The sequence below is a fragment of the Saccharibacillus kuerlensis DSM 22868 genome (assembly GCF_000378145.1).
Taxonomy (GTDB): Bacteria; Bacillota; Bacilli; order Paenibacillales; family Paenibacillaceae; genus Saccharibacillus; species Saccharibacillus kuerlensis.
Genome location: NZ_KB899277.1, coordinates 124,790 through 151,672, shown reverse-complemented (window position 1 = coordinate 151,672; position 26,883 = coordinate 124,790). Strand labels below are relative to the sequence as shown.

Annotated in this window: 24 protein-coding genes and 1 pseudogene; 24 read left to right on the top strand and 1 reads right to left on the bottom strand. The window is 52.8% G+C overall.

All coding sequences use genetic code 11. From position 1 onward, the window contains the following. Positions 1 to 7: 7 nt before the first annotated feature. The 16 genes from F456_RS0100695 to trmD all read left to right on the top strand — a co-directional run bounded on the left by F456_RS0100695 (position 8) and on the right by trmD (position 17,385). Complete coding sequence (locus tag F456_RS0100695; protein WP_018975073.1) at positions 8 to 997, top strand: beta-ketoacyl-ACP synthase III; 990 nt, start codon at positions 8 to 10, stop codon at positions 995 to 997. A gap of 49 nt (positions 998 to 1,046) precedes the next feature. Continuing rightward, positions 1,047 to 1,982 carry an ACP S-malonyltransferase gene (gene fabD, locus F456_RS0100690; RefSeq protein ID WP_018975072.1) on the top strand — a complete coding sequence of 312 codons (936 nt, stop codon included), beginning with the start codon at positions 1,047 to 1,049 and terminating at the stop codon, positions 1,980 to 1,982. A gap of 219 nt (positions 1,983 to 2,201) precedes the next feature. Next, the gene (gene fabG / locus F456_RS0100685; protein ID WP_018975071.1) at positions 2,202 to 2,951 is read left to right on the top strand and encodes a 3-oxoacyl-[acyl-carrier-protein] reductase; all 750 of its coding nucleotides are present in this window, start codon (positions 2,202 to 2,204) and stop codon (positions 2,949 to 2,951) included. Positions 2,952 to 3,060: 109 nt separating this feature from the next. Next, complete coding sequence (gene acpP / locus F456_RS0100680) at positions 3,061 to 3,294, top strand: acyl carrier protein (protein ID WP_018975070.1); 234 nt, start codon at positions 3,061 to 3,063, stop codon at positions 3,292 to 3,294. Between the two features lie 120 nt (positions 3,295 to 3,414). Next, positions 3,415 to 4,659 (top strand): beta-ketoacyl-ACP synthase II, encoded by a 1,245-nt coding sequence (fabF, locus tag F456_RS0100675; protein ID WP_018975069.1) that lies wholly within the window; start codon positions 3,415 to 3,417, stop codon positions 4,657 to 4,659. 12 nt (positions 4,660 to 4,671) lie between these two features. After that, positions 4,672 to 5,361, top strand: a complete 690-nt coding sequence (gene rnc, locus F456_RS0100670) for a ribonuclease III (protein ID WP_018975068.1) — start codon at positions 4,672 to 4,674, stop codon at positions 5,359 to 5,361. Between the two features lie 274 nt (positions 5,362 to 5,635). Next, positions 5,636 to 9,205 carry a chromosome segregation protein SMC gene (smc, locus tag F456_RS0100665; protein ID WP_018975067.1) on the top strand — a complete coding sequence of 1,190 codons (3,570 nt, stop codon included), beginning with the start codon at positions 5,636 to 5,638 and terminating at the stop codon, positions 9,203 to 9,205. A 32-nt stretch (positions 9,206 to 9,237) separates the two neighbouring features. Continuing rightward, the gene (gene ftsY, locus F456_RS0100660) at positions 9,238 to 10,251 is read left to right on the top strand and encodes a signal recognition particle-docking protein FtsY (RefSeq protein WP_018975066.1); all 1,014 of its coding nucleotides are present in this window, start codon (positions 9,238 to 9,240) and stop codon (positions 10,249 to 10,251) included. 192 nt (positions 10,252 to 10,443) lie between these two features. Beyond that, complete coding sequence (gene trhA, locus F456_RS0100655; protein WP_018975065.1) at positions 10,444 to 11,085, top strand: PAQR family membrane homeostasis protein TrhA; 642 nt, start codon at positions 10,444 to 10,446, stop codon at positions 11,083 to 11,085. A 443-nt stretch (positions 11,086 to 11,528) separates the two neighbouring features. Next, a complete protein-coding gene (locus tag F456_RS0100650) occupies positions 11,529 to 13,163 on the top strand; it encodes a DUF1593 domain-containing protein (protein ID WP_018975064.1) in 1,635 nt (544 codons plus the stop codon). A gap of 144 nt (positions 13,164 to 13,307) precedes the next feature. Continuing rightward, positions 13,308 to 13,664, top strand: coding sequence for a YlxM family DNA-binding protein (gene ylxM / locus F456_RS0100645; protein WP_018975063.1), 357 nt, complete (start codon positions 13,308 to 13,310; stop codon positions 13,662 to 13,664). Between the two features lie 87 nt (positions 13,665 to 13,751). Beyond that, on the top strand, positions 13,752 to 15,128 hold the full coding sequence (gene ffh, locus F456_RS0100640) for a signal recognition particle protein (RefSeq protein ID WP_018975062.1): 1,377 nt from the start codon (positions 13,752 to 13,754) through the stop codon (positions 15,126 to 15,128). Positions 15,129 to 15,199: 71 nt separating this feature from the next. Beyond that, positions 15,200 to 15,472 (top strand): 30S ribosomal protein S16, encoded by a 273-nt coding sequence (rpsP, locus tag F456_RS0100635; protein WP_018975061.1) that lies wholly within the window; start codon positions 15,200 to 15,202, stop codon positions 15,470 to 15,472. Positions 15,473 to 15,495: 23 nt separating this feature from the next. Next, positions 15,496 to 15,726, top strand: coding sequence for a KH domain-containing protein (locus F456_RS0100630; RefSeq protein ID WP_018975060.1), 231 nt, complete (start codon positions 15,496 to 15,498; stop codon positions 15,724 to 15,726). A gap of 217 nt (positions 15,727 to 15,943) precedes the next feature. Beyond that, positions 15,944 to 16,465, top strand: coding sequence for a ribosome maturation factor RimM (gene rimM, locus F456_RS0100625; protein WP_018975059.1), 522 nt, complete (start codon positions 15,944 to 15,946; stop codon positions 16,463 to 16,465). After that, on the top strand, positions 16,465 to 17,385 hold the full coding sequence (gene trmD, locus F456_RS0100620) for a tRNA (guanosine(37)-N1)-methyltransferase TrmD (RefSeq protein ID WP_018975058.1): 921 nt from the start codon (positions 16,465 to 16,467) through the stop codon (positions 17,383 to 17,385). The genes rimM and trmD overlap by 1 nt, the downstream gene beginning before the upstream one ends. 211 nt (positions 17,386 to 17,596) lie before the next feature. Here the strand turns inward: trmD and F456_RS23890 are convergent. Further along, positions 17,597 to 17,677, bottom strand: a pseudogene (locus tag F456_RS23890) (PadR family transcriptional regulator); the annotation flags it as partial. 204 nt (positions 17,678 to 17,881) lie between these two features. Here F456_RS23890 and F456_RS0100610 point away from each other — a divergent pair. The 8 genes from F456_RS0100610 (at position 17,882) to F456_RS0100575 (ending at position 26,872) form a co-directional block, all read left to right on the top strand. Next, positions 17,882 to 20,299, top strand: coding sequence for a TPM domain-containing protein (locus F456_RS0100610; RefSeq protein ID WP_018975056.1), 2,418 nt, complete (start codon positions 17,882 to 17,884; stop codon positions 20,297 to 20,299). A gap of 201 nt (positions 20,300 to 20,500) precedes the next feature. Beyond that, positions 20,501 to 20,845 carry a 50S ribosomal protein L19 gene (rplS, locus tag F456_RS0100605; protein WP_018975055.1) on the top strand — a complete coding sequence of 115 codons (345 nt, stop codon included), beginning with the start codon at positions 20,501 to 20,503 and terminating at the stop codon, positions 20,843 to 20,845. 199 nt (positions 20,846 to 21,044) lie between these two features. After that, a complete protein-coding gene (gene lepB, locus F456_RS0100600) occupies positions 21,045 to 21,671 on the top strand; it encodes a signal peptidase I (protein ID WP_018975054.1) in 627 nt (208 codons plus the stop codon). Between the two features lie 85 nt (positions 21,672 to 21,756). Then, positions 21,757 to 22,620, top strand: coding sequence for a ribosome biogenesis GTPase YlqF (gene ylqF / locus F456_RS0100595; RefSeq protein ID WP_018975053.1), 864 nt, complete (start codon positions 21,757 to 21,759; stop codon positions 22,618 to 22,620). A 247-nt stretch (positions 22,621 to 22,867) separates the two neighbouring features. Continuing rightward, complete coding sequence (locus F456_RS21490; RefSeq protein WP_018975052.1) at positions 22,868 to 23,545, top strand: ribonuclease HII; 678 nt, start codon at positions 22,868 to 22,870, stop codon at positions 23,543 to 23,545. 293 nt (positions 23,546 to 23,838) lie between these two features. Further along, positions 23,839 to 26,025 (top strand): hypothetical protein, encoded by a 2,187-nt coding sequence (locus tag F456_RS0100585; RefSeq protein ID WP_018975051.1) that lies wholly within the window; start codon positions 23,839 to 23,841, stop codon positions 26,023 to 26,025. Beyond that, positions 26,022 to 26,327 carry an EscU/YscU/HrcU family type III secretion system export apparatus switch protein gene (locus tag F456_RS0100580; RefSeq protein ID WP_018975050.1) on the top strand — a complete coding sequence of 102 codons (306 nt, stop codon included), beginning with the start codon at positions 26,022 to 26,024 and terminating at the stop codon, positions 26,325 to 26,327. The genes F456_RS0100585 and F456_RS0100580 overlap by 4 nt, the downstream gene beginning before the upstream one ends. Continuing rightward, a complete protein-coding gene (locus tag F456_RS0100575; protein ID WP_018975049.1) occupies positions 26,324 to 26,872 on the top strand; it encodes a YraN family protein in 549 nt (182 codons plus the stop codon). Before F456_RS0100580 ends, F456_RS0100575 begins: the two co-directional genes overlap by 4 nt. The last annotated feature ends 11 nt before the right edge of the window (positions 26,873 to 26,883 follow it).

Here is a 26,883-nt window from a genome sequence, read left to right as displayed (position 1 = left end):
CATAAAGATGAAGAATTTACGGCCGGTCGGCGTGATCGGAACGGGCAAATATGTACCGGAGCGTATCCTGGACAATGCGGAGCTCGAAAAAATGGTGGATACGAACGACGAATGGATTGTCAGTCGCACAGGAATCCGGGAGCGTCATATCGCGGCACCGGAACAAGCGACTTCCGATCTGGCTTACGAAGCGGCGGTTCATGCATTGGAGTCGGCGGGAATGACAGCCGATCAGCTGGATCTGATCATCGTAGCGACAGTTACTCCGGATACGTCTTTCCCTTCGACGGCCTGCATTTTGCAGGACAAGTTGGGTGCCAAGAAAGCGGCGGCATTCGATCTTGGCGCGGCCTGCTCGGGCTTTGTCTACAGCCTTGCGGCCGCAACCGGCTTTATTCAGAACGGAATGTATAACAATGCCCTGGTTATCGGCGCGGACACTCTGTCGCGCATTACCGATTACACCGACCGCAATACCTGCGTACTGTTCGGTGACGGCGCAGGAGCAGTCATTCTCGGCGAAGTACCGGAAGGACGCGGATTCCAGTCATTTGATCTGGGAGCCGAAGGAGCGGGTGGTGGTCTGCTGCAGCAGGCAGCGGGCGGTTCCCGTCTTCCGGCTTCGCAGGAAACGATTGATCAACGTCAGCATTTTATTCAAATGAACGGTCGCGATGTTTTCAAATTCGCAGTGCGGGTTATGGGGACGGCGACCGAAGAAGTGCTGCGTAAAGCGGAGATGACCAAGGAAGACATCGACTTGTTTATTCCGCATCAGGCCAATATCCGAATCATTCAGTCTGCGATGCAGCGTTTGGATCTGTCGGAAGACCGGGTGATGATCAACGTGGACAAGTATGCCAACACGTCGGCAGCTTCGATTCCGCTGGCATTGGTAGAAGCGGTCGAAGAAGGTCGGGTCAAAGAAGGCGATCGGGTGATTATGGTCGGATTCGGCGGCGGTCTGACTTGGGGCGGAGCGGCTCTGATCTGGTAAGCCAGGTCTTGTAAAGGATTAATGTCAACGGAAGGTAGGAGAGTTTGCAATGGGTAAAATTGCATTTGTATTTCCCGGTCAGGGCGCACAGAGCGTAGGCATGGCCCGCGACGTTTACGATGCGCTGCCGGAAGCCAAGTCCCTGTTCGAAACGGCGGATAAAGCGCTCGGATTTGACTTGACGAAGCTGGTCTTCGAAGGCCCTGCTGAAGATCTAAAGCAGACGGCCAATACGCAGCCGGCACTTCTGACGGCTAGTCTGGCTTTGCTGCAGGCCGTAAAGGCAAAAGGGATCGAAGCCGATTACGCGGCCGGCCACAGTCTGGGCGAATACAGTGCGTTGGCGGCAGCTGGCGTACTTTCGTTCGAAGATGCGGTATCGACAGTCCGTGCCCGCGGACAATTCATGGAAGCTGCTGTTCCGGGAGGACGCGGCGCTATGGCGGCGGTTCTCGGTGCGGAACGAACGAAGCTTGCCGAGCTGTGTGCCGAAATTTCGGCATCCGGGACGGTCGTGGAGCCGGCGAACATCAACTGCCCAGGTCAAATCGTCGTATCCGGATCTTCGGAAGGTGTGGAAGCGCTGATTGCCCGTGTCAAAGAAATCGGCGCCAAGCGGGCGATTCCGCTTGAAGTTAGCGGCCCGTTTCACTCTTCGCTGATGAAGGAAGCGGCGGAACAGCTGGGTGAAAAGCTGGCCGGCATAACGTTCAATACCGGTTCCGTACCGGTTGTCGCAAATGTCGGCGCCCGTCCAGTAACCGGTGCGGAAGACATTCGTGAATCCTTGATCAGTCAGGTTTATTCCCCGGTACTGTGGGAAGACAGCGTACAGTGGTTGATCGGAGAAGGTGTCGATACCTTTATCGAGATTGGACCTGGAAATGTATTGAGCGGTCTGATCAAAAAGATTGATAAGTCCGTACGGATTTTTAGTGTGAATAGTTTGGAAAGCGCAGATGCGCTTGCCGAAGCGCTGGCGTAAGCAAAGCCCGGTCCGACCAGAAAAAAAGGTTTCGGGAGAACGAATCAGCTCGAACTTTATGGACCGGAACTTACAATTTGGAATTTATACATTAAAAATTAGAGCTCAAAACTTAGAGATTGAAACTTAGAGAGCGAAACTTACGGATGCGACTTATTTTCAGGACGTTCCCTGCTGCCGCTGTGCAGCAGCAAGAGACGCGCCGAAGAGGAGGTTAACATGGAACAACCAATTAAAGGGCAGAATGCACTTGTAACGGGCGCTTCACGCGGTATTGGCAAAGCGATCGCACTTGAGCTGGGACGCCGCGGCGCCAATGTCGCAGTCAACTATGCGGGCAACGAAGCGGCGGCACTCGAAGTGGTACGTGAGCTGGAAGCGTTGGGCGTCAAAGCGGCTGCCTTCAAAGCGAACGTTGGCAAGAGTGCGGAAGCGGACGAGCTGATCAAAGCGGTATCTGCGGAATTCGGCAGTCTCGACATTCTGATCAACAATGCGGGCATTACCCGCGACAACTTGGTTATGCGTATGAAGGAAGAAGAATTCGACGACGTGATCGAGACAAATCTTAAAGGCGTATTTAACTGCATCAAAGCGGCGTCCCGTTCAATGATGAAGCAGCGCTCGGGAAAAATCGTCAATATCTCGTCGGTTGTAGGTGCGATCGGTAATGCCGGACAGGTTAACTATACGGCTGCCAAAGCCGGTGTAATCGGCATGACGAAATCGTGCGCGCGCGAATTCAGCAGCCGAGGCATCACGGTAAACTGTGTCGCTCCCGGCTTCATCGATACGGACATGACGGATGTACTGTCAGAGGAAATCAAGACGGGGCTGCTGGGCAGTATTCCGCTGAACCGCCTCGGCCGTCCGGAGGAAGTCGCGACGGCCGTTGCTTTTCTGGTTTCGCCTGACGCTTCGTATATGACAGGACAAGTCCTGCATGTCGACGGCGGCATGTATATGTGAACCATTGATGGGAGGGGCTGTCAAACACTTGTTTGCAGTGGCATTTCGCAAACAGTGGCATTTTGGCGGAGCTTCTCGTATAATACCATTTGAAGAGGAGGTGAATCGGATGTCTGATGTACAAGAGCGCGTAACGCGTATCGTTGTGGACCGTCTTGGTGCCGACGAAGCGGAAGTTACGCCGACGGCTTCTTTCAAGGAAGATCTCGGAGCGGACTCGCTCGACGTGGTCGAATTGGTAATGGAGCTTGAAGACGAGTTTGACATGGAAATCTCTGACGAAGACGCAGAGAAGATCACGACCGTAGGTGATGTTGTTAGCTACATACAATCTCATACCTAAGGGCGTTTAAAAGTCCCGCTCCGCGCTTTTTTATAAAAGCCGGCTCGGGACTTCTCCTTCATTATGGAATAAAATAAGAGGCCCCTCATCGGGGATTCGTAAACTATAGAGGTGACCCATATGGAACAGCAGCACAGAGTAGTCGTTACCGGTATGGGAGTCGTGACTTCCCTCGGCAAGGACGTGGAAACGTTTTGGAACAGTTTGCTCGCAGGCAAATCGGGGATCTCGAAAATCGAGAGCTTTGATGTCAGCGAGTATCCGACGCAGATTGCCGCGGAGATTCACGACTTCAATCCGGAAGATTACGTAGAGCGCAAGGAAGCACGTAAGATGGACCGCTATGTGCAGTTCGCCTATGCGGCCTCCACGCAGGCGCTGCAGGACAGCGGCCTGAAGATCGGCGATACGGTCGAAGCGGAACGGATCGGAGTTATTGTCGGTTCGGGTATCGGCGGCCTTGGAACTTGGGAAGACCAGTTCACGACGCTGATGCAAAAAGGACCAAAGCGGGTAAGCCCGTTCTTTATTCCAATGATGATTGCGAATATGGGTTCCGGCGACGTATCGATTAAGCTGGGTGCTAAAGGCCCGAATACGTCGGTCGTAACGGCCTGCGCAACGGGTACGCATTCGATCGGCGATTCCTTCAGGTTGATTGCGCGCGGCGATGCCGATGCAATGATCTGCGGCGGAGCGGAAGCGACAATTCGTCCGACGGGACTGGCAGGTTTCTGTGCAATGCGGGCGATGTCCACACGCAATGAAGAGCCGTCCAAAGCAAGCCGTCCGTTTGATAAAGACCGTGACGGATTTGTTATGGGTGAAGGAGCCGGAGTATTCGTTCTGGAATCTCTGGAACATGCACAGGCCCGTGGTGCGCATATTTATGCGGAAGTGGTTGGTTACGGCTTGAGCGCGGATGCGCATCACATGACTGATCCGGATCCAGACGGCGCGGCGCGATGCATGAAAATGGCGCTGAAAAGTGCCGGACTTCAGTCGGAAGATCTGGACTACATCAATGCGCACGGTACGTCGACGCCGGCCGGCGACAAGTCGGAAACGACGGCAGTCAAAAAAGCGCTCGGCGACCACGCCTACAAAATTGCGGTCAGCTCAACCAAGTCGATGACCGGACACCTGCTCGGCGCGGCCGGCGGAGTGGAAGCGGTCATTTGCGCCCTGTCGTTGGAACATCAAATGCTGGCGCCAACGATCAATATCGACAATCAGGACGAAGCATGCGATCTGGACTATGTGCCGAATACGGCCCGTAAAGCGGACTTGAATGTGGTCATGTCCAACTCGTTCGGGTTCGGAGGCCATAACGCTTCCGTCATTCTCAAAAAATTCGAAGCGTAAGGAGTCGGGGTGTTGAGCGGAGATCTGAAACAACTGCAGCAGAAACTAGGAATCCAATTTGTGGACAAGCCTCTGCTTAAACAGGCTTTTACACATGCGTCGTATGTCAATGAACACCGGTTCAGTCAGCATCATGATAATGAGCGGCTCGAATTTTTGGGCGACGCGGTACTAGAGCTGACGGTGTCGGAATTTCTCTACAACCGTTTTCCCGGTCGCCCGGAAGGAGAGCTGACCAAGCTGCGTGCGGCAATCGTCTGTGAACCTTCGCTGGTCAAGTTCGCTGAAGCACTGAACTTCGGTGCCTATGTCCTACTGGGCAAAGGCGAAGAGCTGACGGGCGGCCGCAGCCGTCCGGCTCTGCTTGCGGACGTGTTTGAATCGTTCGTAGGTGCGCTGTATCTGGACCAGGGGTTGGAAGCGGTAAGAGGTTTCCTCGACCGTTATGTATTCCCTCAGGTCGCATGGGACGGGAAACTGCAAATGAGCGATTTCAAAACGGAACTTCAGGAACTGACCCAGCATCATAACCTCGGCGTACTCGAGTACCGGATTGTGGAAGAGCGCGGTCCGGCGCACGAGCGGGAGTTTGTCTCGGAAGTCTATATGGGCGAACGCAGCTTGGGCCGCGGGATGGGACGTTCCAAGAAGGAAGCCGAGCAGCAGGCCGCGGCTGCGGCACTGGAAACGCTGAAATTGTAGGGCGCGTATGCCACACGCCATGATACAAGTGAAGAGCAAAGAGCGGCCGCAAGCTTTAAGTCGGAATTATCCGAGTATGCCTAGGCCGCTTTTTGCTCTTTTTCGTTGTAGAATCTTGCTTCGCCTGAATCAAGGCTTAGGCCTGTCTGAAACGCACACGGTTCAAGTGCGATTCAGGCGGGCCTAAGCTTACACTTAACCGAAGCAAGCCAGCCAAGCACCAAAACTATAGCCAGCTAAGGATTAACACTATAAGGGGAGGTGAGCACCGGTCATGTATTTGAAAAGGATCGAACTCGCCGGATTCAAATCGTTCGCCGACAAAACGGAAATGGAATTTGTTCGCGGTATTACTGCGGTTGTCGGTCCGAACGGAAGTGGAAAAAGTAACATTTCTGACGGCATTCGCTGGGTACTGGGGGAACAAAGTGCCAAAAGTCTGCGCGGCGGAAAGATGGAAGATATTATTTTTGCAGGCAGCGATGCTCGAAAAGCGGTCAATTACGGCGAAGTATCCCTGACACTCGATAACACCGATCATATGCTTCCGCTTGATTTTTCCGAAGTGACGGTTACAAGACGGGTCCATCGGAGCGGAGACAGCGAATATCTGATCAACCGACAGCCGTGCCGTCTGAAAGACATTACCGAGCTGTTTATGGATACGGGCATCGGCAAAGAAGCCTACTCCATTATCGGACAAGGGCGAATCGAGGAAATTTTGAGCACACGCTCGGAAGACCGCCGTGGTATTTTCGAAGAAGCGTCAGGCATCGTCAAATATAAATCGCGCAAAAAGGAAGCAAACCGTAAGCTGGCCGATACGGAACAGAACCTGCTTCGCATTCATGATCTGGTTACGGAGCTGGAAGATCAGATCGGACCGCTGAAGGCGCAGGCCGAGAAAGCTCAGCGGTATAAAGCGCTGAAGGAAGAGCTGAAAGACAAGGAGATCGCTCTGTTCGTGTATCAGATTGGCGAGATTCATGAAGCTTGGACCGAAGCAAGCGGAAAGCTGGCGGAGCTTGAACGTCAGCGCGAACGTCTGGCCGCAATTGTGGAACAGCATGATCGGACACTGGACAGCGAACGGCAGGCACTGCGTGCGGTGGAAGCTGAGATTGAAGAGCTGCAGGGACGGCTGCTTCGCTACAGCGAACTGTCCGAGAAATCGGAAGGCTATGCGCAGCTCCTTGAGGAGCGCCGCCGCAATTTGGAGCAGTCGCGCGAACAGTTGAAGGAAGCGATCGAGAACGAAGGCGAGCGTTTTGACCAGCGCAAGCAGGAAGGCCTTTTCGTACAAAATAAGCTTGACGCGGCACGTCTGGAACTGGAGCGGCTTCGCAGCGAACTGTCGGCGGAGCAGGCCAAGCTGACGGGCGTAACCGAAGGCGTAAGCCATGAGCAGGAAGAGAAATTAAAAGGCGAATTGCTCGAGCTGATGAACAAGATGGCACAGACCCGCAATGAGATTCGCTACGCCGATCAACAGAGGGAAGGCGTCATGCGGCGCATGAACCGTGTTGATGAAGAATCCGGACGCTGGGAAGCGGAGAAGAAGCGCTTGGAGCAGGAATTAGCCGATCGCCAAGCTGCGCTTCAGCAGGCATCCGCTGATATTGCATCGCTGCGCCGTTCGTATATCGAAGAGAGCGAGAAACTGCATACGCTGCAAAAAAACGTATCCGAAAGCTCGTCTGCCGCACGCAAATGGGAACAAAAGCGCGAAGCGTTGGTATCCCGCCGCGATACGATGCAGGAGATGCAGGAAGATTTCGAAGGTTTTATGGTCGGAGTTAAAGAAGTGCTCAAAGCATCGCGCAGCCTTCAGCTTGAAGGGGTACACGGAGCGGTAGCGGAGTTGATCCGCGTTCCGCAAAAGGTCGAGACCGCGATCGAGACGGCGCTTGGGGCGTCACTTCAGCATGTCGTAATGGAAAATGAAGCCGTGTCGCGAAAAGCGATCGGTTACTTGAAGCAGCGTCAGCTTGGGCGTGCGACTTTCCTGCCGCTGGACGTTATTCGTCCACGGCATATGTCCGAAAGCGATAAGCGTGCGGCCAGCGGCGCCGAAGGCTTTGTCGGGATCGGTGCGGAACTGGTCGAAGCCGATGAGCGGTATGCCGGCATTGTCGGCAGCCTGCTCGGCGGATTGGTCGTTGCCGAAACGTTGGAAGACGCAAATAGGATCGCATCGCGCCTGAATTACCGTTACCGTGTCGTCACACTGGACGGCGACGTTGTCAATGCCGGCGGCTCAATGACAGGCGGCAGCCAGAACCGGCGCGGCGGCAGTCTGCTCGGACGCAAAAGGGCGTTGGAGCAGTTGGAACTCGATATCAAGGAAAGCGAGCGGGAGATCGCGCGTCTGGCTCGCGAGGAACGCGAAAACGGCGAGTTGGCCGAGGCGAGTGAACAGAGATTGTCGGCACTGCGCGAGAAGGGCGACTCCCTGCGTGCGGAAGAACAGCGGCTTGATGGTGAACTGAAGCAGACTGAGCACGGACTTCGACATGTAAACGAGCAGTTTGCGCTGCATGGGGAGGAACGCTCGGGTTATACCGAGGAGCTGGAAAGTGCCGGCGAGAACCGCAAGCTTGCAGAAGAACGTCTGAAGGAATTGGAAGCCGAAGAAACGTCGATCCGCCAAGCGATTGCAGCGGCCGAATTTGCGCGCAAGGCGAGCGAATCGGCCAAGGAAGAACTGCAGGATAAGCTTACGGAGCTGCGGGTTCAGGAAAGTCGCTTGAGTCAAGAGACCGCTTCGCTTGAAGAGCGTCTTGGCCGTCTGGGCGAAGAGACCGGCACGTTCTCCAGCCAACTGGCCGATCGGCGAAAGATGCTGCGCGCCGCGGAAGCGGAACTTGCGGCAAATCGCCGGGACGCCGAGGAGCATGTCCGGGAACTGCGAGAAGCCAAAGAGCTGAAGAGCGGTACGCAGGAACGGCTTGAGGAGAAGCGCGGGGAACGTCTGCAGTGCCAGACCAAGCTTGAAGAGCGCGAGAGCGAGACGCACAAGCAGCGCAGTGAACTGAAGACGGTTGAAGAGCATATTCGGCACACGGAAATTCAGGCCGCGCGTCTGGATGTGGAGCTGGAAAATACGCTGCAGAAGCTGACCGAAGAATATGGGATCGGCTATGAGCTCGCCAAGCAGCGTTACGAGGTACCGGAAGATCCGGAATCAGCACGTCTGGATGTACGGGAAATCAAGCGCAAAATGACGATGCTCGGCGAAGTCAATCTGGGTGCAATCGAAGAATACGAGCGGGTAGGCGAACGTTACGAATTCCTCAGCGAACAGAAAAACGATCTTATGGAAGCGAAAGCTCAGCTGTATCTGGTAATCCGCGAAATGGACGATGAGATGTCAAAGCGCTTCAAAGTGACATTCGACGCAATCCGGCGGCAGTTCGGTGCAGTGTTCTCCAAGCTGTTCGGCGGAGGCCGCGCCGATCTGGTGCTGCTGAATCCGGAAAACCTGCTGGAGACCGGTATCGATATTGTCGCTCAGCCTCCGGGAAAGAAACTGCAAAACCTGCAGCTGCTGTCGGGCGGGGAGCGTGCACTGACGGCAATGGCGCTGCTGTTCGCCATTCTGCACGTCAAACCGGTGCCTTTCTGTGTACTGGATGAAGTAGAAGCGGCGCTTGATGAAGCGAACGTTACCCGTTTTGCCCAATACTTGCGAGAATTTGCAGAGCAGACACAGTTCATCGTTGTAACTCACCGCAAAGGAACGATGGAAGAAGCGGACGTGCTGTACGGCGTAACGATGGAAGAAGGCGGCGTGTCGAAGCTGGTTTCGGTACGATTGGAAGACGAGGAAGTCGGAATTGCCTGAGAATTCACATCTATGACTGGAGGAACTAGAGTATGAGCTTTTTTCGCAAGTTGAAAGAAAGCATTGCGGGTAAAACCGAGACGGTCACCAAACAGTTTAAGGACGGCCTGGAGAAAACACGTAAAGGTTTTGTGGATCGCGTATCGAGCCTGATGGTCCGCCGCCGCAAGATCGACGAAGAATTTTATGAAGAATTGGAAGAGATTCTGATCGGTGCAGACGTAGGCGTCAACACGGTCATGGAATTGATTGACGATCTGCGCGTCGAAGTCAAAAAGCGTCGTTTGAACGATGCGAGCGAGCTGCGTCCGGTATTGTCCGAGAAGCTCGTCGAACTGCTGCGGGGCGAGGAAGACAATTCGATCAAGATGAACCCTGATGGCCCGACCGTCATTCTATTCGTCGGTGTCAATGGAGTCGGAAAAACGACGACAATCGGCAAATTAGCACATAAGTTCAAAAACGAAGGCAAAAAAGTACTGCTTGCGGCCGGTGATACGTTCCGTGCCGGAGCAATTGAGCAGCTTGAAGTATGGGGAACCCGTACAGGCGTCGAGGTAATCAAGCAGGGTTCCGGTTCCGATCCGGCTGCGGTTATGTATGATGCCGTTCAAGCCGCGAAACAGCGCCGTGTAGACGTACTGATCTGCGACACGGCAGGACGTCTGCAGAACAAGACCAACCTGATGGATGAGCTGAACAAAATTTTCCGTGTCATTCAGCGCGAAATTCCGGGCGCACCGCATGAGGTGCTGATGGTACTTGATGCGACGACGGGACAGAACGCATTGAGCCAAGCCAAATTGTTCGGCGAGAAGAGCGGCGTGACCGGCCTTGTGCTGACGAAACTTGACGGAACAGCCAAAGGTGGCATCGTCGTTGCGATCCGTCAGGAATTGAATATTCCGGTGAAGCTGGTCGGTCTCGGCGAAAAGATGGAAGATCTTCAGGAATTCGATTCCGAGCAGTTTGTTCATGCCTTGTTTGCCGGATTGATCGAGGAAGAGTTGGTCGACGAGAACGGAGAGCCGCAGCAGCCCGAATAAGAATCGGCTGCGAGCGCAGCCGAATATGACAGGCAGCCGACAACTGCATATTGCATGCTGTTTCAACTGCCAAGCGAAGGGTCCAAAGTAGTAATGCGCAGAGGAAGCCGGTATAATCGAAATATGATGTTTCTGAAAATGATGCACATCAGATGAAAATGTATCATTTTAAAGAGAAGGAGGAATGCCTCTATGGCTAATACGCATACGTATTCCCGCCGGGAAGAAGTTGCCAATGCGGTTACACACGGAATCGGAGCCGTTCTCAGTATTGTGGCGCTCGTTTTGTTGATTGTTTTTGCGACTGCTAAAGGCAATGCCTGGCATGTTGTAAGTTTTACCGTCTACGGCGTTACGATGCTGCTGCTCTACACGAGTTCGACGCTTGTGCACAGTTTTCCCGAAGGCAAAGTGAAGGACTTTTTCGAGTTCATGGACCATTCTTCAATCTACCTATATATTGCGGGTACCTATACGCCGTTCATGTTGGTAGCGGTTCGTGGAACACTCGGCTGGACACTGTTCGGACTTGTGTGGGGGATTGCGATCGGCGGAGTTGTGTTCAAAGCCTTTTTTGTGAAAAAGTTTCTGTTCATCTCAACGCTGTTCTATCTGCTGATGGGCTGGCTGATCGTGCTTGCCTGGGGTGCGCTGACTCAAGCCATTCCGGCGGAGGGCATTCATCTGCTCGTCGCCGGCGGTCTTATGTATACGGTTGGTACAGTCTTTTACGTATGGCGGGGCTTCCCGTATCACCATGCGATTTGGCATTTGTTCGTTTTGGCGGGAAGTATTCTTCATTTCTTCTGTATTCTGATGTACCTGCTTCCTTAAATCCAAAAGCGAGTTCCAATAGACCGAAAAAGAAGCCGGACGATTCAACCGGCTTCTTTTTCTTACCCGCGAGCGGTTCAATCAAATTAAGGAAGCAGGCTTTGAGGGAGGACGTGTCATCTAAAAGTGCATGTGAAAAGCGGCTTACTCGTACCTGCGAGCCAGAAATCGAAATAAGAAACGGACTTCAGTGGATGACGTTTTTTCCGAAATTGAATTTAAAAATCCGCTGTCTTACCCTCATATCTCTAAAATAAACCGTTTACATTTGATTTATTCTCCCTTATTCTTTAAATAGGATTGTGACTGGTCATGCAGGCAAAACCTGATTGCTGCGGCGTTCCCCTGGGAGATGCTGTGGCGATCAGGTTTTTTTGCGTAAAAGGGGCCCTTACGGAACAATTGTATGACCGGTAAAAAACAAAAAGAGAGGGTGCAGAAGAATGAACAAAGTAAGATGGGGGAAGATGCTGGCTGTATTGAACTTGAGCGCCGTACTGGCTGTAGGAGGCAGCGCACAGGCTTATGCGACGACAGCATCTCAGGGAATGGGGAGTGAGGGCACAGCTGTGCGGCCGGCTGTGGAACAAAACGCACAGTTAAAGCAAAACCAAGCCAGAACGGTCATTACGAACGATGGAGAAGTCGACGACATGAACTCGATGCTGCGTTTTCTGCTTTATGCCAATGAGGTAGACCTGGCAGGCATTGTCCTTACCAGCTCGGTATATCATTATGCAGGGGACTCGGCCAAAAATATCGAGCCCTACCGCTGGACAGGAACACAGTGGCTAACCGATATGATTGATGCCTACGCGCAGGCCTATCCGAATCTGATCAAGCATGCCGACGGTTATCCGACTCCCGATTATTTACGCAGCGTGACGAAAATCGGCAATATCAGCTACAAAGGCGAAATGGAAGAGGTAACGGAAGGCTCGGAATTTTTGAAGGAACTGTTTCTCGACAACGATCCGCGTGATCTCTACGTTCAGACATGGGGCGGTACAAACACGACGGCACGCGCATTGAAATCGATCGAAGAACAATATAAAGGAACGGCGCAGTGGGCGGAAATTCAGAAGAAAGTCAGTGATAAGCTGGTGGTGTACATTATTTTGGACCAGGACGACAGCTACAACGAATATATTGCCAAAAGCTGGCCGGACATCCGCATTCTCAACGACCAATCAAACTTCTGGCACTTCGCCTACGCTTGGCAGTACCATACGCCCGCGGTGAACGATAAACTGCAGGGGAAGTGGAATTTTGAAAACATTGGAAACGGACATGGGCCGCTGCTTGATTTGTACGCGTTAATGGGCGACGGAAAGATGATCGAGGGAGAACTGATCGAAGAGCAGCGCGGAAGCGAAGAGTATTTGGCTGCCAATCCTCAATATAACCGGTACGATTTTATTTCCGAAGGCGATTCTCCGTCCTTCTTCTATCTGATCGATAACGGGCTGCGCAGTATGGAAGACCCAAGTTACGGCGGCTGGGGCGGACGCTTCGGGAAAGTCAACGATACACTGTATCGCAATAATGTGCTGGATTACGACGTATACACTACACGTTATGAAGCCGAATATACGTTGATGCGCTGGTTCGATGATATTCAGAACGATTTTGCTGCAAGAGCGGATTGGGCAATTGCTTCGGAATATTCGGAAGCCAATCATAATCCTGTGCTGAGCATAAAAGAAGGACTGGATATTACGGCATCTCCCGGACAATACGTAACGCTGCATGCAACAGGAAGTGATCCGGACGGCGACAATCTGAGTTATCGCTGGTGGCGTTATCACGAAGCGGATACTTACAACGATTCCCCGGTGGAACCTATGGAAGTTGTGAAGGAAATGGCCGGTGACCTCTTGCTCGGACTTCATCGGGAAAAAGCCGAAGGTGAACATCGCAATAAGATCGGCATGCGGAACGCCGACACGGCTGTCATGAGTTTCCGCGTTCCAAAGGATGCCGAGCGAGGCGATACAATCCACATGATTGCGGAAGTGCAAGACGACGGAGCGCATAATCTTAAGCATTATCAGCGGGTCATTATTACTGTGAAATAGACGGATCGGCATGCAGAAAAACAAATTTTATTAAACCTTAAAGATGTTAAGCACAAACGCTTGACATCTTCTTTTGTTTTCGGTATGATAGGGAACGTTGATTGATGTGTAAAGTGTTTGGCCTTGACGAGAGGGGCGTTCCGGATGAGTCAAGAAAATCGTCTGGAAAAGACGAATCGAATCAACCTGCTGTTCGCTTTCTATGAACGATTGTTGACAGAGAAGCAGCAGACTTTCCTGAAGTATTATTTTCACGACGATTTCTCGCTGGGCGAGATCGCTGCGGAATTCGAAATTAGCCGCCAGGCGGTGTACGAACACATTAAGCGGGCTGAGCAGACGCTGGAGAATTATGAAGCGAAGCTTGAGCTGCTAAAGCGGCACGAAAGCCGATTGCACGAAATTCGCGAACTGGAAGCTCTGTCGGAAAACGACGGACTGCCGGAAGAGACGCGAAGCAAGCTCGGCATGATTGCTGAGAAACTGCAAGCTCTGGAATAGCGAATGGCTTGAAACCTCACAAATTCGATAAATGAATACCGTTCGATATATAATGGTAGAGAATAGAAGCGGAACGGGGGTGAACATATGGCATTTGAAGGATTGACTACCCGCCTGCAGAATGTATTCGGCAAACTGCGGGGCAAAGGGAAAGTATCCGAAGAGGATGTAAACGACGCGATGCGCGAGGTGCGGTTGGCTCTGCTTGAAGCAGACGTCAACTTCAAAGTCGTGAAAGACTTTATCGGCAAGGTGAAGGAGAAGGCACTGGGCAAGGAAGTGACCGAAAGCTTCACGCCGGGCATGGTCATCATCGATATCGTTAACAAAGAATTGACCGACCTGATGGGCGGTACGCAGTCGAAGCTGAACAAAAATACTCGACCGCCTACCGTAGTGATGATGGCGGGTCTGCAGGGTGCGGGTAAAACGACCACCACCGGCAAACTGGCCAAGATGCTGCAGAAGCAGGGCAGCCGCCCACTGCTGATTGCAGGCGACATTTATCGTCCGGCAGCAATCAAGCAGCTCCAGGTTCTTGGCGAGCAGTTGAACGTTCCGGTATTCTCGCTTGGCGATCAGGTGAGTCCGGTGGAGATTGCGCGCCAAGGTCTGCAGATGGCGAAGGACAAGGGTCACGATTACGTGATTATCGATACCGCAGGCCGTCTGCACATCGACGAGCAGCTGATGGATGAGCTGAAGCAGATTCATTCGGAAACGAAGCCGGATGAAGTACTGCTGGTCGTAGATGCCATGACCGGTCAAGACGCTGTCAACGTCGCTCAGAGCTTTAACGAGCAGCTTTCGCTGACCGGCGTTGTGCTGACCAAGCTGGACGGGGATACTCGTGGCGGTGCGGCACTGTCGGTCAAAGCCGTTACCGGCTGTCCAATCAAGTTTATCTCGCTCGGCGAGAAACTGGATGCGCTGGAGCCGTTCCATCCGGAGCGGATGGCGTCGCGAATTCTCGGCATGGGCGATATGCTCTCGTTAATCGAGAAGGCGCAGGCCGGCATCGACGAGAACAAGGCGAAGGAAATGGAGCGCAAAATGCGCAACGCGGAATTCACCTTTGACGACTTCTTGGAGCAGATGGAACAAGTCAAGCAGCTTGGACCGCTCGATCAGATCATGGATATGATCCCGGGCATGAACAAGATGAAACAGAAGACCGACATGAAGGTTGACGACAAGCAGGTCGGTCGAATCGAAGCGATCGTGCACTCGATGACGAGCGTGGAAAAGCAGTCGCCGGACATCATCAACTACAGCCGACGCAAGCGGATTGCCGCAGGAAGCGGTACTTCGCTTGCCGAAGTCAATCGTCTGATCAAGCAATTTGATGAGATGAAGAAGATGATGAAGCAGCTCTCCGGGATGATGGATCCTAAGGGCGGCAAGAACAAAGCGATGAAGCAAATGCAAAAAATGAGCAAGGGAATGAAGTTCCCGTTCCGTTAAGCGGAGAAGGAACATTTTTATAAAGACTGCAGATATCTGAAGTCGTTTATTTCTTGAAGGAGGTGATTTTCGTGGCAACTCGTATTCGTCTGAAGCGCATGGGTGCGCATAAAGCGCCTTTCTATCGTATCGTGGTATCGGACTCCCGTTCCCCGCGTGATGGACGCTTTATCGAAGAGATTGGTTACTACAACCCGGTCGCTGAACCGCAAGTAGTAAGCATCAACGAAGAAAAAGCTCTGGCTTGGCTGCAAACTGGCGCGCAAGCGTCCGATACTGTTCGCAACTTGCTGAGCAAAGCTGGCATCATGAAGAAATTCCATGAAGCTAAACTGCAAAAATAAGACAGTGACTCGGAGGGGTTGACATGGAACAGTTAGTAGCGGTTATCGCAAAAGCTCTGGTCGATCATCCGGAAGACGTCAAGGTCCGTACCGTAGAGAAAGAGTCCTTGGTCGTATACGAACTAACTGTGCATCCTGAAGATGTAGGTAAGATCATTGGGAAGCAGGGGCGTATCGCCAAGGCACTGCGTACGGTCGTGACGTCGGCAGCGGTCAAACTGGACAAGCGGGTTACCGTGGATATCCAGTCTTAAAGGGAAGTTTCGTGCGTTGAATAAGTCTTCTAATCGTTGACATGCTCAACGTACCGATAATTTCCGGTCTTAAAAATATACGAAAAGGGGTTAGGAGATTATTTTCCTAGCCCCTTTTCGTACATGGTCAAGACTTCAGCAGGAGCAGCTTTCTGTAAATATAGATTACAATAAACAGCTAATGATAAGAACGAAAGGACAAGATGCGAATATGAGTATGGAACCTGAATTTTTGAGTGTAGGCAAAATAGCGAATACGCACGGAATAAAGGGAGAACTGAAAATTTTCCCGTTTACCGACTTTCCGGAGATCCGCTTCGCCAAAGGTAAAGAGCTTCTGATGATTTCGCCGGAGGACGGATCGACTTTGAAAGTGAAAATTATTTCCTCACGCGAGCAGAAAAACGTGTATGTGGTGAAATTGGAAGGGTACGACAACATCAATCAGGTAGAGAAATATAAAGGTTGGGATGTAAAGGTACCAAAGGAAGAAGCGGTAGAAGCGGAAGAGAATGCATTCTATTTCCACGAAATTATCGGCTGTAAAGTATTCACTGTAGAAGGCGAAGAATTGGGTACGATTACGGATATTTTAACGCCGGGTGCCAATGATGTATGGGTAGTGAAACGTAAAGGCGGCAAAGACGTGCTGATTCCGTTTATTGAAGATATCGTCAAAGACGTCAATGTGACCGAAAAAACGGTGCGCATCGAAGTTATGGAAGGACTGTTAGACTGATGCGGATTGACGTGCTGACTTTGTTTCCGGAAATGTTCGAGGGTGTGTTCGGCGCCAGCATTCTCGGCAAAGCGAGAGACAAAGGTATTGTACAGCTGTCTGCAGTCAATTTCCGGCAGTATTCCACCAACAAGCACGGGCAGGTTGACGATACGCCATACGGCGGAGGCGGAGGGATGGTACTTAAGCCCGAGCCGATCTTTGCCGCAGTCGAGGATCTGCTGCAGCGCCGAGAGCAGGAAAACGGCGAATATATGCACCGTGAGGGAAATCGTATTGTAGAAACGGAACAGGAAGTGCTGGCAAAGCTGGCTGCCGAATCCGTTTTGGGAAAAGACGATTCACTGTGTGCGGAACAGAGCGGACTTCCTGCAAGCGAGTTGGAAGTCATGGCCGACAGCAGCCCTTCCCGTCCACGTATTGTACTGCTCTGCCCACAAGGTGAGACGTTTACGCAGCGGAAAGCGGAGGAGTTTGCGGCGGAAGATCATCTGATCTTTATCTGCGGTCATTATGAGGGTTACGACGAACGCATTCGTACAGGATTGGTGACGGACGAAATTTCGATTGGGGACTATGTATTGACAGGCGGAGAGCTGCCGGCGATGGTCATGATCGACAGTACGGTCCGGCTGCTGCCCGGCGTGTTGGGGAATGAGAACAGTGCGGTAACGGATTCGTTCAGTACCGGACTGTTGGAATACCCGCATTATACTCGTCCTGTGGAGTTTCGGGGAATGAAAGTGCCGGAGGTTCTCATGTCGGGACATCATGCCAACATCGAGTCGTGGCGACGGAGAGAATCGCTGCGCCGTACGCTGCAGCGTCGTCCGGATCTGTTGGATGCAATGGAACTGAGCAAGCAGGATTTGAAATGGTTGGAAGAATTGAAGCGGGAAGAGCAGCAGCGAGATATTTGATATTCGATTCCATCTGAAATGTTTAAGCGCTGAAGATGAAATCGACTCACAGTTTGCGCATAGGCTGTAATTTCAGCTTTAATTTCATGGGAAGGCCCCGAACGTTTCGCTGAAGCGAAACGTTCGGGGCCTTTATTAGGATTGGCTAATGTTGATGTCGCCGGAACTGAGCTCAATAGACAAGCGATCGGCAGTTAATTTACCGAAGTCGCCCGTGCCGGTCTTTGCGTCCAATCAGAACAAGTACGCAGAGTTCAAGCACGCCTTTTTTAAATTGAGTATTTACGTTCATATGCAGGGGCCTCCTTCAAACTCTTCGGGAACATCATATCACTAGCTACTGAATAATAGAAGGTAGTGATTATCGAATAGATCTTTGTTGTTTTTTTGGAGGAAATGGTAAACTATACGGAAGAGCCGGAGGCGGTAGAATGATACACAAAAAAGAACATCGAGCGGCGTACCGGTATAGGAAATGGAAACGGAGGACTGAATAATGCGAAAAGCTAAATCGAAGAACATGCTGCTCTCGCTGATTGCGCTGACGCTTCTGCTGATGCTGGCTCTGCCGGTGCAGGCAGCAGCTCCGCAAAAGGGCGGAATTGTGACGGATGAGGCCGGGCTGTTCACACAGCGTCAGATTGAACAGCTGGAGCAGAAGCTTGCGGAAGGACCGTATACCGTCTATGTATTGACCGAAAGCGGCTTGAGCGACAGAGAAGCGGCAAGACTGTCTCAGCAGACTTACAGGGACTGGAATTTGGGAAGAAACGAGCTGCTGCTGCTGATTGTGACCGATCCCAATAGTGTCTACCTCGAATTAAACAATCAGTCTCTCGGCAGTGCGCAGCGAATTATCGACCGCGCTTTTGTTCCAGTGGCGGGAAATGACGGCCCGGCTGCAGGAGCACTTGCTGTCGGCGAATATGTCAACGGTATAGGAGGAGCAGGGAGTACAGGCGGAATAGGAGCTTCGTCTTCGAGCGGTCTGTTCTCCAGCAACACTTGGCTCTATGCAGTTCTTGCGCTTGGCGTACTCGCTATCGCGGCCTATGTGCTGTTCAGCATGTTCCGCTCCGGTTCAAGAGTGAAAAAACGGGCGGAGGAGCTGCGGAATCGCCAAAAAGAAACAGCAGCTCTTGTAGATGGAATTATGGTATCGGAGCTGTTCCGCGAGGTGGAGATGGGCTTTGTGCAGGGAGAAACGCTTAAAGAAGCGGAAAGTATCAGTCGTGAAGCGGTAGAGCTGCATCAAGCTGGCGGGGAGCTGGCGTCGCGCCTGGAAGCATTCCATCCCGGAACTTTCGCTTCAGGTTCACAGCGCAGGAAGTTGGATACATTAACCCGGGAAACACAGAGTTGGTCCGAGCGGGTTGAAGCGCTGAATATTCGTTTTGAGGAAGTTTCCGCAAGCTTTGCTGAAGTTCGTCGTCGGGTGAAGGAAGGTAAAGAGCTGGCGGAGGAAACCCGTCAAGCGCTGGAAAAGCTGCGCTCGGATACCGGATACCCGCTTGAGACCATGCAGAGAAGCTATGATAACGCCGCTGCACTGCTGGAGCGGGCGGACAGTCTCGACAATTTTGACGTTATGCAGGCTGCCGCACCGGCGGAGCAGGCTTTTGCTCAATTGACAGAACTTTCTGAAAATGTTCAATGGATGGGCAAATTGGCCGAAGAAGCGGCAGAGTGGCCGGGGAAAATTGTACGGATGGAGCAGGAACTGCGTCCGGTTGTGCAGCGGGAAGGTCTGCTGCTGAGCGAGGAAGATCCGTTTCGGGTACTGAGCGAAGCAGGCGGAGAAACGCAGCGTCTGGAAGCTCTTATTCGTGCAGGCGATGTACCGGCGGCGAAGGAATGTTCGGCGGGGATTGGCGCAAGAATCGATGAAGCGAAAGATATCGTTCGCCGCCGAATCGACAGTCGAACATCATCGGCAGAGTCACTGCGCAACGCCGAAACGCTGCTGCGCGAAATTGAAGAGTTTAAGCCGCGTTATGAACAGGAGTTGACTCAGCTGCGCGGACGCTATGCCGAATCTCATCTTGGAGCGCAGCGAGAACGCCAAGAAGAGATCGAACGTGCCGACAGCGAAATTCGCCGACTGCTGCCGGAGATCCGCTCGGCGTTGAATCCTCAGGTGCAGTATTATAAGGCCGCACGTGAAAAGGCAGATCGAACGGACGAACTTGCAGTTCGCTCGCGGGAGCTGATGTCGGAGGCGCTGGACTATGCCCGTGTACTGGATGCGCAGCAGAGAGCGGCTCAGCAGCGGTTTGAAGGAGCGCGCAGCGTATTTCACCAAGCGGGCGGAACGTATAGGGGTCTTGGTGTGCGCATGGCGGAATATGACCGTGTATTGGACTCGTCGGAGAGGGAAGGCGAAGCGGTCGAATCGGCGCTGCGCAGCGAGCCGATCGATCTGCTGCGTGCAGAGCCGCTGCTGGCAGCTTATGAACGGAAGGCGTCGGACTTCGCGCAGCATATTCGCGATCTTCAGGAGCGGCGCAGCGAAGCTGTGCGTCAATTGGAACAATTGAGCAGCGACTTTTTCAGCCGAGAGCAGATGTATCGACGTCATCTGCAGACGCGCCGCTACACTGGACGTTATAATGAATTTGAAGCGGAAGCTCGGCGGTTGATTTCATCCGGACATTTCGAAGATGCGTTGGCTCAAGCCGCTTACGGACGGCAGGTTCTCGAAGAGATGGAGCGGGATTACCGGCGAGCTGTCCAGAGGGCAAACAATACCCGAGGAGGAGGCGGCTTCGGGGGTGGTTTCGGAGGCGGCTTCGGCGGACCTGGCGGAGGCCGTTCATCCGGCGGATCAAGCTGGGGAGGCGGCCGGTCAAGCGGTTCTTCTTCATGGGGCAAAGGAGGCGGAGGAGGACGTTCGTCCGGTTCTTCGAAATGGTGAGCCTTCTTTCCGATAAACTTTTGGAAATCGACTATACATGAGGACGGGGTCCGAAGTTTTTTATGTGTAAGTATTGCCTTTTTGCATGGATTCATGGTAAAATCAATCCGTTGTGTAATCTTGCGGTCCTCTGCGAATGATGAGGCGGAAAAAGGTTTCCGAAGAAGACGTATGAACGCATGTGTGGAAGGAGGAAATAACATGAATTTGATTCAAGCTCTGACTCAAGAACAACTGCGCACAGATATCCCGAGCTTCCGTCCTGGCGACACTTTGAAAGTGCACGTTAAGGTTATCGAGGGAACTCGCGAGCGTATCCAGTTGTTCGAAGGCGTCGTAATCAAGCGCAAAGGTGGCGGTATCGCCGAAACATTCACAGTTCGTAAGATCTCTTACGGCGTGGGTGTGGAAAGAACTTTCCCGCTGAACTCGCCTAAAATCGACAAAATCGAAGTCGTGCGTTACGGTAAAGTACGTCGCGCGAAACTGTACTACCTGCGTGAACTGCGCGGTAAAGCAGCAAGAATTAAAGAAATTCGTCGTTAATCTTCCCTTATGGGAAAGATTGATGGGCGAAAAATGGGGAGCTTGGAAACAAGCTCCTTTCGTTTTATTCTCAAAATTAAGGATGGGACTCATAAATATGAGCATTTCTCAAAACCGGACGGCCGCACTCGGAATTTCGCACTCGGACGTTTTTGCAAAATGCTGATGTTTGAACATCCATGTAAGGAGAGGGCAAGGTATGGAAGAAAACGTGAACCAATCCGCGGCGGCATCGGAAAACGCGCCTAACAATCCGCAAAACAAAGTGAAAAGCGAAGTGTTCGAGTGGATTAAAGCAATCGTGATTGCGTTGGTACTGGTTTTTGTAATCCGCTGGCTGCTGTTCGCACCTTATATGGTCGACGGGACCTCAATGGAACCGAATTTTCATAATAGCGAGCGCGTGATTGTCAATAAGATCCTCTACGATATCCGTCCACCGAAAAAAGGCGAGGTCATCGTTTTTAAAGTGCCTTCCGAAGATAACAAGGAGTTTATCAAACGCGTAATCGCACTGCCTGGCGACACTGTCAAAGTTGAAGGCGACGTAGTGACCGTCAATGGCGAGGTTATTAGCGAACCTTATATTCAGGATATGATCGACGCTGCGAAAGCGGACGGAGGAACGTATAACAACAATACGAACTTCCCGAACCCAGACTTTCCCGACGGAACCGTTCCTGAAGGCCATGTATTCGCAATGGGAGACAATCGGCCGAACAGCAAAGACAGTCGGATGATCGGTTACGTTCCTTACAGCGATATTACCGGCCGCGCCGATCTGGTCTTCTGGCCGTTCAGCGACATTCATATCGTCAATCATTAATTGCCGTTCGATACGGCAAATGCAAGCATGATCGGCCGGAGCGCGAATGAACGCATCTGGCCGCCGAGAGAGGTGAAACACCGTTATGACAATTCAATGGTTTCCCGGTCATATGACGAGAGCGCGGAGACAGATCGAGGCAAAGCTGAGTCTGATCGACTTGGCGATCGAGCTGCTTGATGCTCGTCTGCCGCTGTCCAGCCGCAACCCGATGATCAGTGATATTTTGAAAGACAAGCCGCGTTTGATTTTGCTCAACAAGTCGGATTTGGCAGATCCTGAAGTTACAAAAAAGTGGATCGAATACTTCCGCGAGGAAGGCCATATCGCTGTCGAGACCGATACACCGGGCGGACGGGGAGTCAAGGATATATCCGTGCAGGCGAAAATGCTGCTGCAGGAAAAAATTGATCGTCAGATCGCCAAAGGAATGAATCCACGGGCGATTCGGGCGTTGATCGTCGGCATTCCCAATGTCGGCAAATCTACGCTGATCAACCGTCTCGCAGGCAAAAGTATTGCCGAAACCGGGGATCGTCCGGGCGTGACGAAGGGCCAGCAGTGGATCAAAGTCGGCAAAGAAATGGAACTGCTCGATACACCAGGTATTCTGTGGCCGAAGTTTGAAGATCAGAACGTAGGCATGAAGCTGGCCGTTACCGGTGCAATTAAGGAAGACGTATTGAATGTCGAAGAAGTCACTTTCTTTGCAGTCAAATACTGCGCCGAACATTACTGGGCTCGTTTGTCGGAACGTTATTCGCTGGGAGAACGCCCGACCGCTTTTGACGATGCGGATGAAATTGTACGTATTATGGAAGAGATCGGACGCAAGCGCGGCTGTCTCATGAGCGGCGGACGCGTGGATCTCCAAAAAGCTTCCATTCTGTTCCTGCGTGAACTTCGTGCAGGGAAAATGGGCCGATTCTCGCTTGAAGAACCGTTCTAAAATGCATAAGCGGGCAAGCTGCATAATGTAAATTCAATATCGATCGAAACAATAAACCGTGCAGGCAGCGCGGTGTAGGATCGCCGAAAAAGTGTGTAGACCGATTGATGACGGATGTTCGTTCAACGAACATGTCCTCCGGTTGATACACGGGCTTCGGCGGTCCTTTTTATATCCATTACACAAAAAAGAGTTGGAAATCGGTTAAACTAGAAAGAAATAGACGGGAAAATTAGGAGAGAATGAAATGCCAAGAACGAAAAAAAGTGTTGAAACGGGGATCAAGTCCAAAAAAGAAAAGGTAGACATCGACCGTCTTCTGCTGGAGAAAGAATTGTGGTCGGAAGGGTTTGAAAAAATTGCCGGTGTCGATGAAGTCGGACGCGGCTGTATGTTCGGCGACGTCGTAGCGGCAGCGGTTATTCTGCCGGCAGGCTTGAAGCTTGAAGGGATCGACGATTCCAAAAAACTGTCGGAGAAAAAGCGCGATGAACTGTACGATATTATTATGAGCGAAGCGATTGCTGTTGGTGTAGGGCGGGTCGACCCGCAAACGATCGATCGGATCAATATCAAGCAGGCGTCGCGTCTGGCGATGAAAATGGCTGTCGAAGCATTAACGGATCAGCCAGATGCCCTGCTGGTGGATGCGGAAACTATTCAGATGGAACTCCCTCAGCGGGCAATTATCAAAGGCGATTCGCTTAGTCAGAGTATTGGAGCGGCTTCGATCATTGCAAAAGTTACGCGGGATCGGTTGTGTACGGGGGACTGGGAACGGGATTATCCCGGTTACGGTATTGCGATCCATAAAGGGTATGGGACGGCTGTTCATCGAGAGCGGATTCTGGAGCTTGGAATCAGCAACATGCACAGACACAGCTTTCTGGTCAAAATGAAGGCGGAATACGAGCAGCTGCGTTAAATTTGAGATGAAGCGGTTGATAAAATACTTGGTAAAGTCATCGAGTAAAGCTGCCGAGTCCTCGCGGCCACAAGAGTCGCAGAGCCTCGCTGTTTTGGAAAAGATTAAAGGGGATTAGGCGGGAAATCATTAAGATTGCTGCTCTCTAAATTGGAGGACATTTGATTCTCTCGCAGAAAAGTTCGTCGAGTTGACTGCCTCTTCTTATTGCCCAGAGCTTTTTTTCCGATATATCGGATAGTGGGTGCTTCCTGAGTGAGGCGAGCATCAAATAAGGAAGAGAGGTGAGCGAGATGAATATCGGTTCGCTGTTCAAAAGTATGATAGGTGAATCCAAGCCTGGAGAAATAAAACAGCTGGATCTGCGTGCAGGGCAGGTGGTCAGAGGTGTTGTTCAATCTGTATCGGACGACGGTAAGGAAGCGGTCGTTCAAATTCAGGGTGTGAAGGTCAGTGCCAAGCTTGAGACGCCGCTGCAGACGGGACAGACCGCTTTTATGCAGGTTCAGCCTGCCACGGAAGACGGTTCAATCGTGATGAAGCCGGTCGCAGCTCCGCCGGGAGCCGCTGCTGCAGGAGCTTCTATGGAGGAGACGCTGAAGCAGGTCGGGCTGCCGGATAATAAGCAGAACAGGGAAATGATTCGCATGATGCAGCAGGCGGAAATTCCTGTAACTCGTGAGCAGACTGCCGAGATTCGCAATCTGTTGGCACAGAAGCCTGCAGCTGTGGATGCACAGCAGTTTATACGATCGATTGGCATTTTGCAGCAGCGGGGACTGCCTGTCACGCCGCAAAGTGTAGCGGGCATGCAGCAGGCGGTGTTTGGTCCTCCTGCCTCGGCGCTGCTGAATAACCTGGAACAGCAGGTTGCGGCTGCGCTTGCTCAGCTTGGTGATAGTGCGGGAGATGAGGCTCATGTACCGGGCCGCATTCCGGGAAATGTGCAGCCGGGAGCGGCTGCAGCGAACGGAGCGCTGCAAAATGGAGGAAGCGCAGGTACGGGGATGGCTGCTGGGCAGACTGCTGCCGGGGTAGGAGGGAATCCTATCGGTGCTGGAACGGCTGGAAACGTGAATACCGGCTCTCCTATATCCGGCAGCTCTGCCGGGGCTCTTGCGGCAGGTGCGTCTGCGGGTGTACTCGCAGACGCGGCGGAAGGCGGGCCGCAGGCACAGGCCCGCCCTGCCGCTCAAGCGGCATCCGGCGCTGTCGGAGGCGCCGGAAACGCGGCCGAACCGGACACCGCGCCGCAGGCGTCCGGTTCGGCGCGGACTGCGGATAGCGCAGCCTCCGCAGCCGCAGTCCGTGCCGGCGCAAATCAAGCGCCGGCGGCAGGCCCGGCGCCGCAGGGCGCGCCGGGGACCGCCGCTCCGCAGGCCGGCGCCTCGGCGTCCGCTTCTTCGGACGCCGTACTGCTGCGCAAGGTGCAGGCGCTGCTGGGCGAGCTGCGCACCGCAGCAGCGGGCAGCACGGGCGCAGCGAGCACGGCGGAGAATCCTTCTGCCGCTGCAGCCGGTCAAGCTGCACAGCAGGCCAAAGGTGCCGATGCCGATCCGTGGGTCGGCCGTCTGCTGAAGATGCTCGGGACGGAGCACGAGCAGCAGACCGCGCGTTCTACATTGTTGAACACCGCGCCTTCGACTTCCAATGCAGCATCTGCTGCGCAGCAGCAGACGGCTCAGACCGTTCAAGCTCAGTCTCAATCACCGCAGCAGGCAGGGTCATCGGCTCAGCCGCAGCAGGCTGCTGCGGCACAAGCGGCAGGTACGGCAGCAGCAAATACCGAGGCGCCTGAGGGATTATCGGCGGCGGTTCGCTCCGCTGCAGACCAGGCACTGCGAGCCCTTCAGGGTGAGGGCGGTCGTCCCGATTCTGCATCATTGGCAGATGATCGGTCAGCTCCGCTGCCTGCTGGGCAGCAGGCAGCAGCCGAAGTTCGCGAAACGTTAAAATCGCTGCTGCTGCAGCTTTCCGCATCCGATTCGCTCCCGGCAGGGCTGAAGGATGCCGCGCAGCAGGCCGTTCAGCAGATGACCGGCCAGCAGCTGCTGCTTAATACGGATCGTACCGCTCCTTTTGCACAAGTTACAATGTTTCTGCCGTTTGTAGGACCGGACGGCAGTCAGACGGCTGCCGTGCAGATTGAATCAAGACGTGGTCCCAAAGGGGAACTTGATGCTTCCAACTGCCGGCTATGGTTTGATCTCGAGATGAAAGCGCTTGGTCGCACCGTCATTGATGTACAGGTTGTGGATCGTAATGTCAGCTTGAACTTCCGCAATGACGAAGAATGGGCAGGACCACTACTTGAAGCGGGCCAAGCTCAGATTGCGGCAGCGCTGGAATCTGCGGGCTATCAGCTGATGGCACTCCGAACCGATACACTGCCGGTACGCAGTACCGAAGCGGCTGCAGACACCAATGCTTCGTTATCGTACACTCCGCCTTCTTACCGGGGAGTTGATGTGAAGATATGAAAAAGAAAGCAAGTACACCGGAGGAGACCATACGTAAGCGAGCGGTCGCGCTGAAATATGCTCCCGAGCAGATGTCTGCGCCTACCATTGTAGCGAAAGGCAGTGGAAACATTGCTGAAGCGATTCTCAATCGCGCTCAAGAAGCAGGCGTCCCGATCCAAGAAGACGCCGCTTTGGTCGAAGTGCTGTCCAAGCTGGATCTGGATCAGCAGATTCCTGCCGAGCTTTATGGTCTCGTTGCCGAGCTGCTGTCATTCGTTTATCGAAGTGATCGTGAAGCAGGAAGGAGACTGAATCAATGAAGGAGTCGGAATATCGAATCTCTGCGGACAGAACAGCAGCTTCGAAGAAAGGCTCCGATTCGAAGCGTCGGATGGTGTCTTCCAAGGATGGACAGATCAATAAAATCATACAGCCGTCTTCCAACTCTGCAGAATGCTCTGCGGCCGGAGGCGGTTCTTCTGTACATAGAATATTTGAAGCCCCTGCTCCTACACGCAAAGATAAAGGCCGCGCTGCTGAAGAAGCGGCTGCCCTATATTTGCAGAGCAAAGGTTGGGAAATTACGGAACGCAATTGGAGCTGTCGCAGCGGGGAACTTGACCTGATTGCTTTCAAAGGTGAAACGATTCTGTTTGTGGAAGTTCGCAGCCGCAGCGGTACAGGATTCGGCCTGCCGGCGGAATCGATTGATAACCGAAAAATGATTAAAGTCAGACGAACTGCCGAGATTTATTTGCAGCGTTTCGGATTATTGGATCGGCATATTCGTTTTGACGTGATCGCGGTCATGCTGGATCGCAATCTTCAGATCCGCTCGCTGGATCATATTGAAGAGGCTTTTTGAGACGTTTGCGA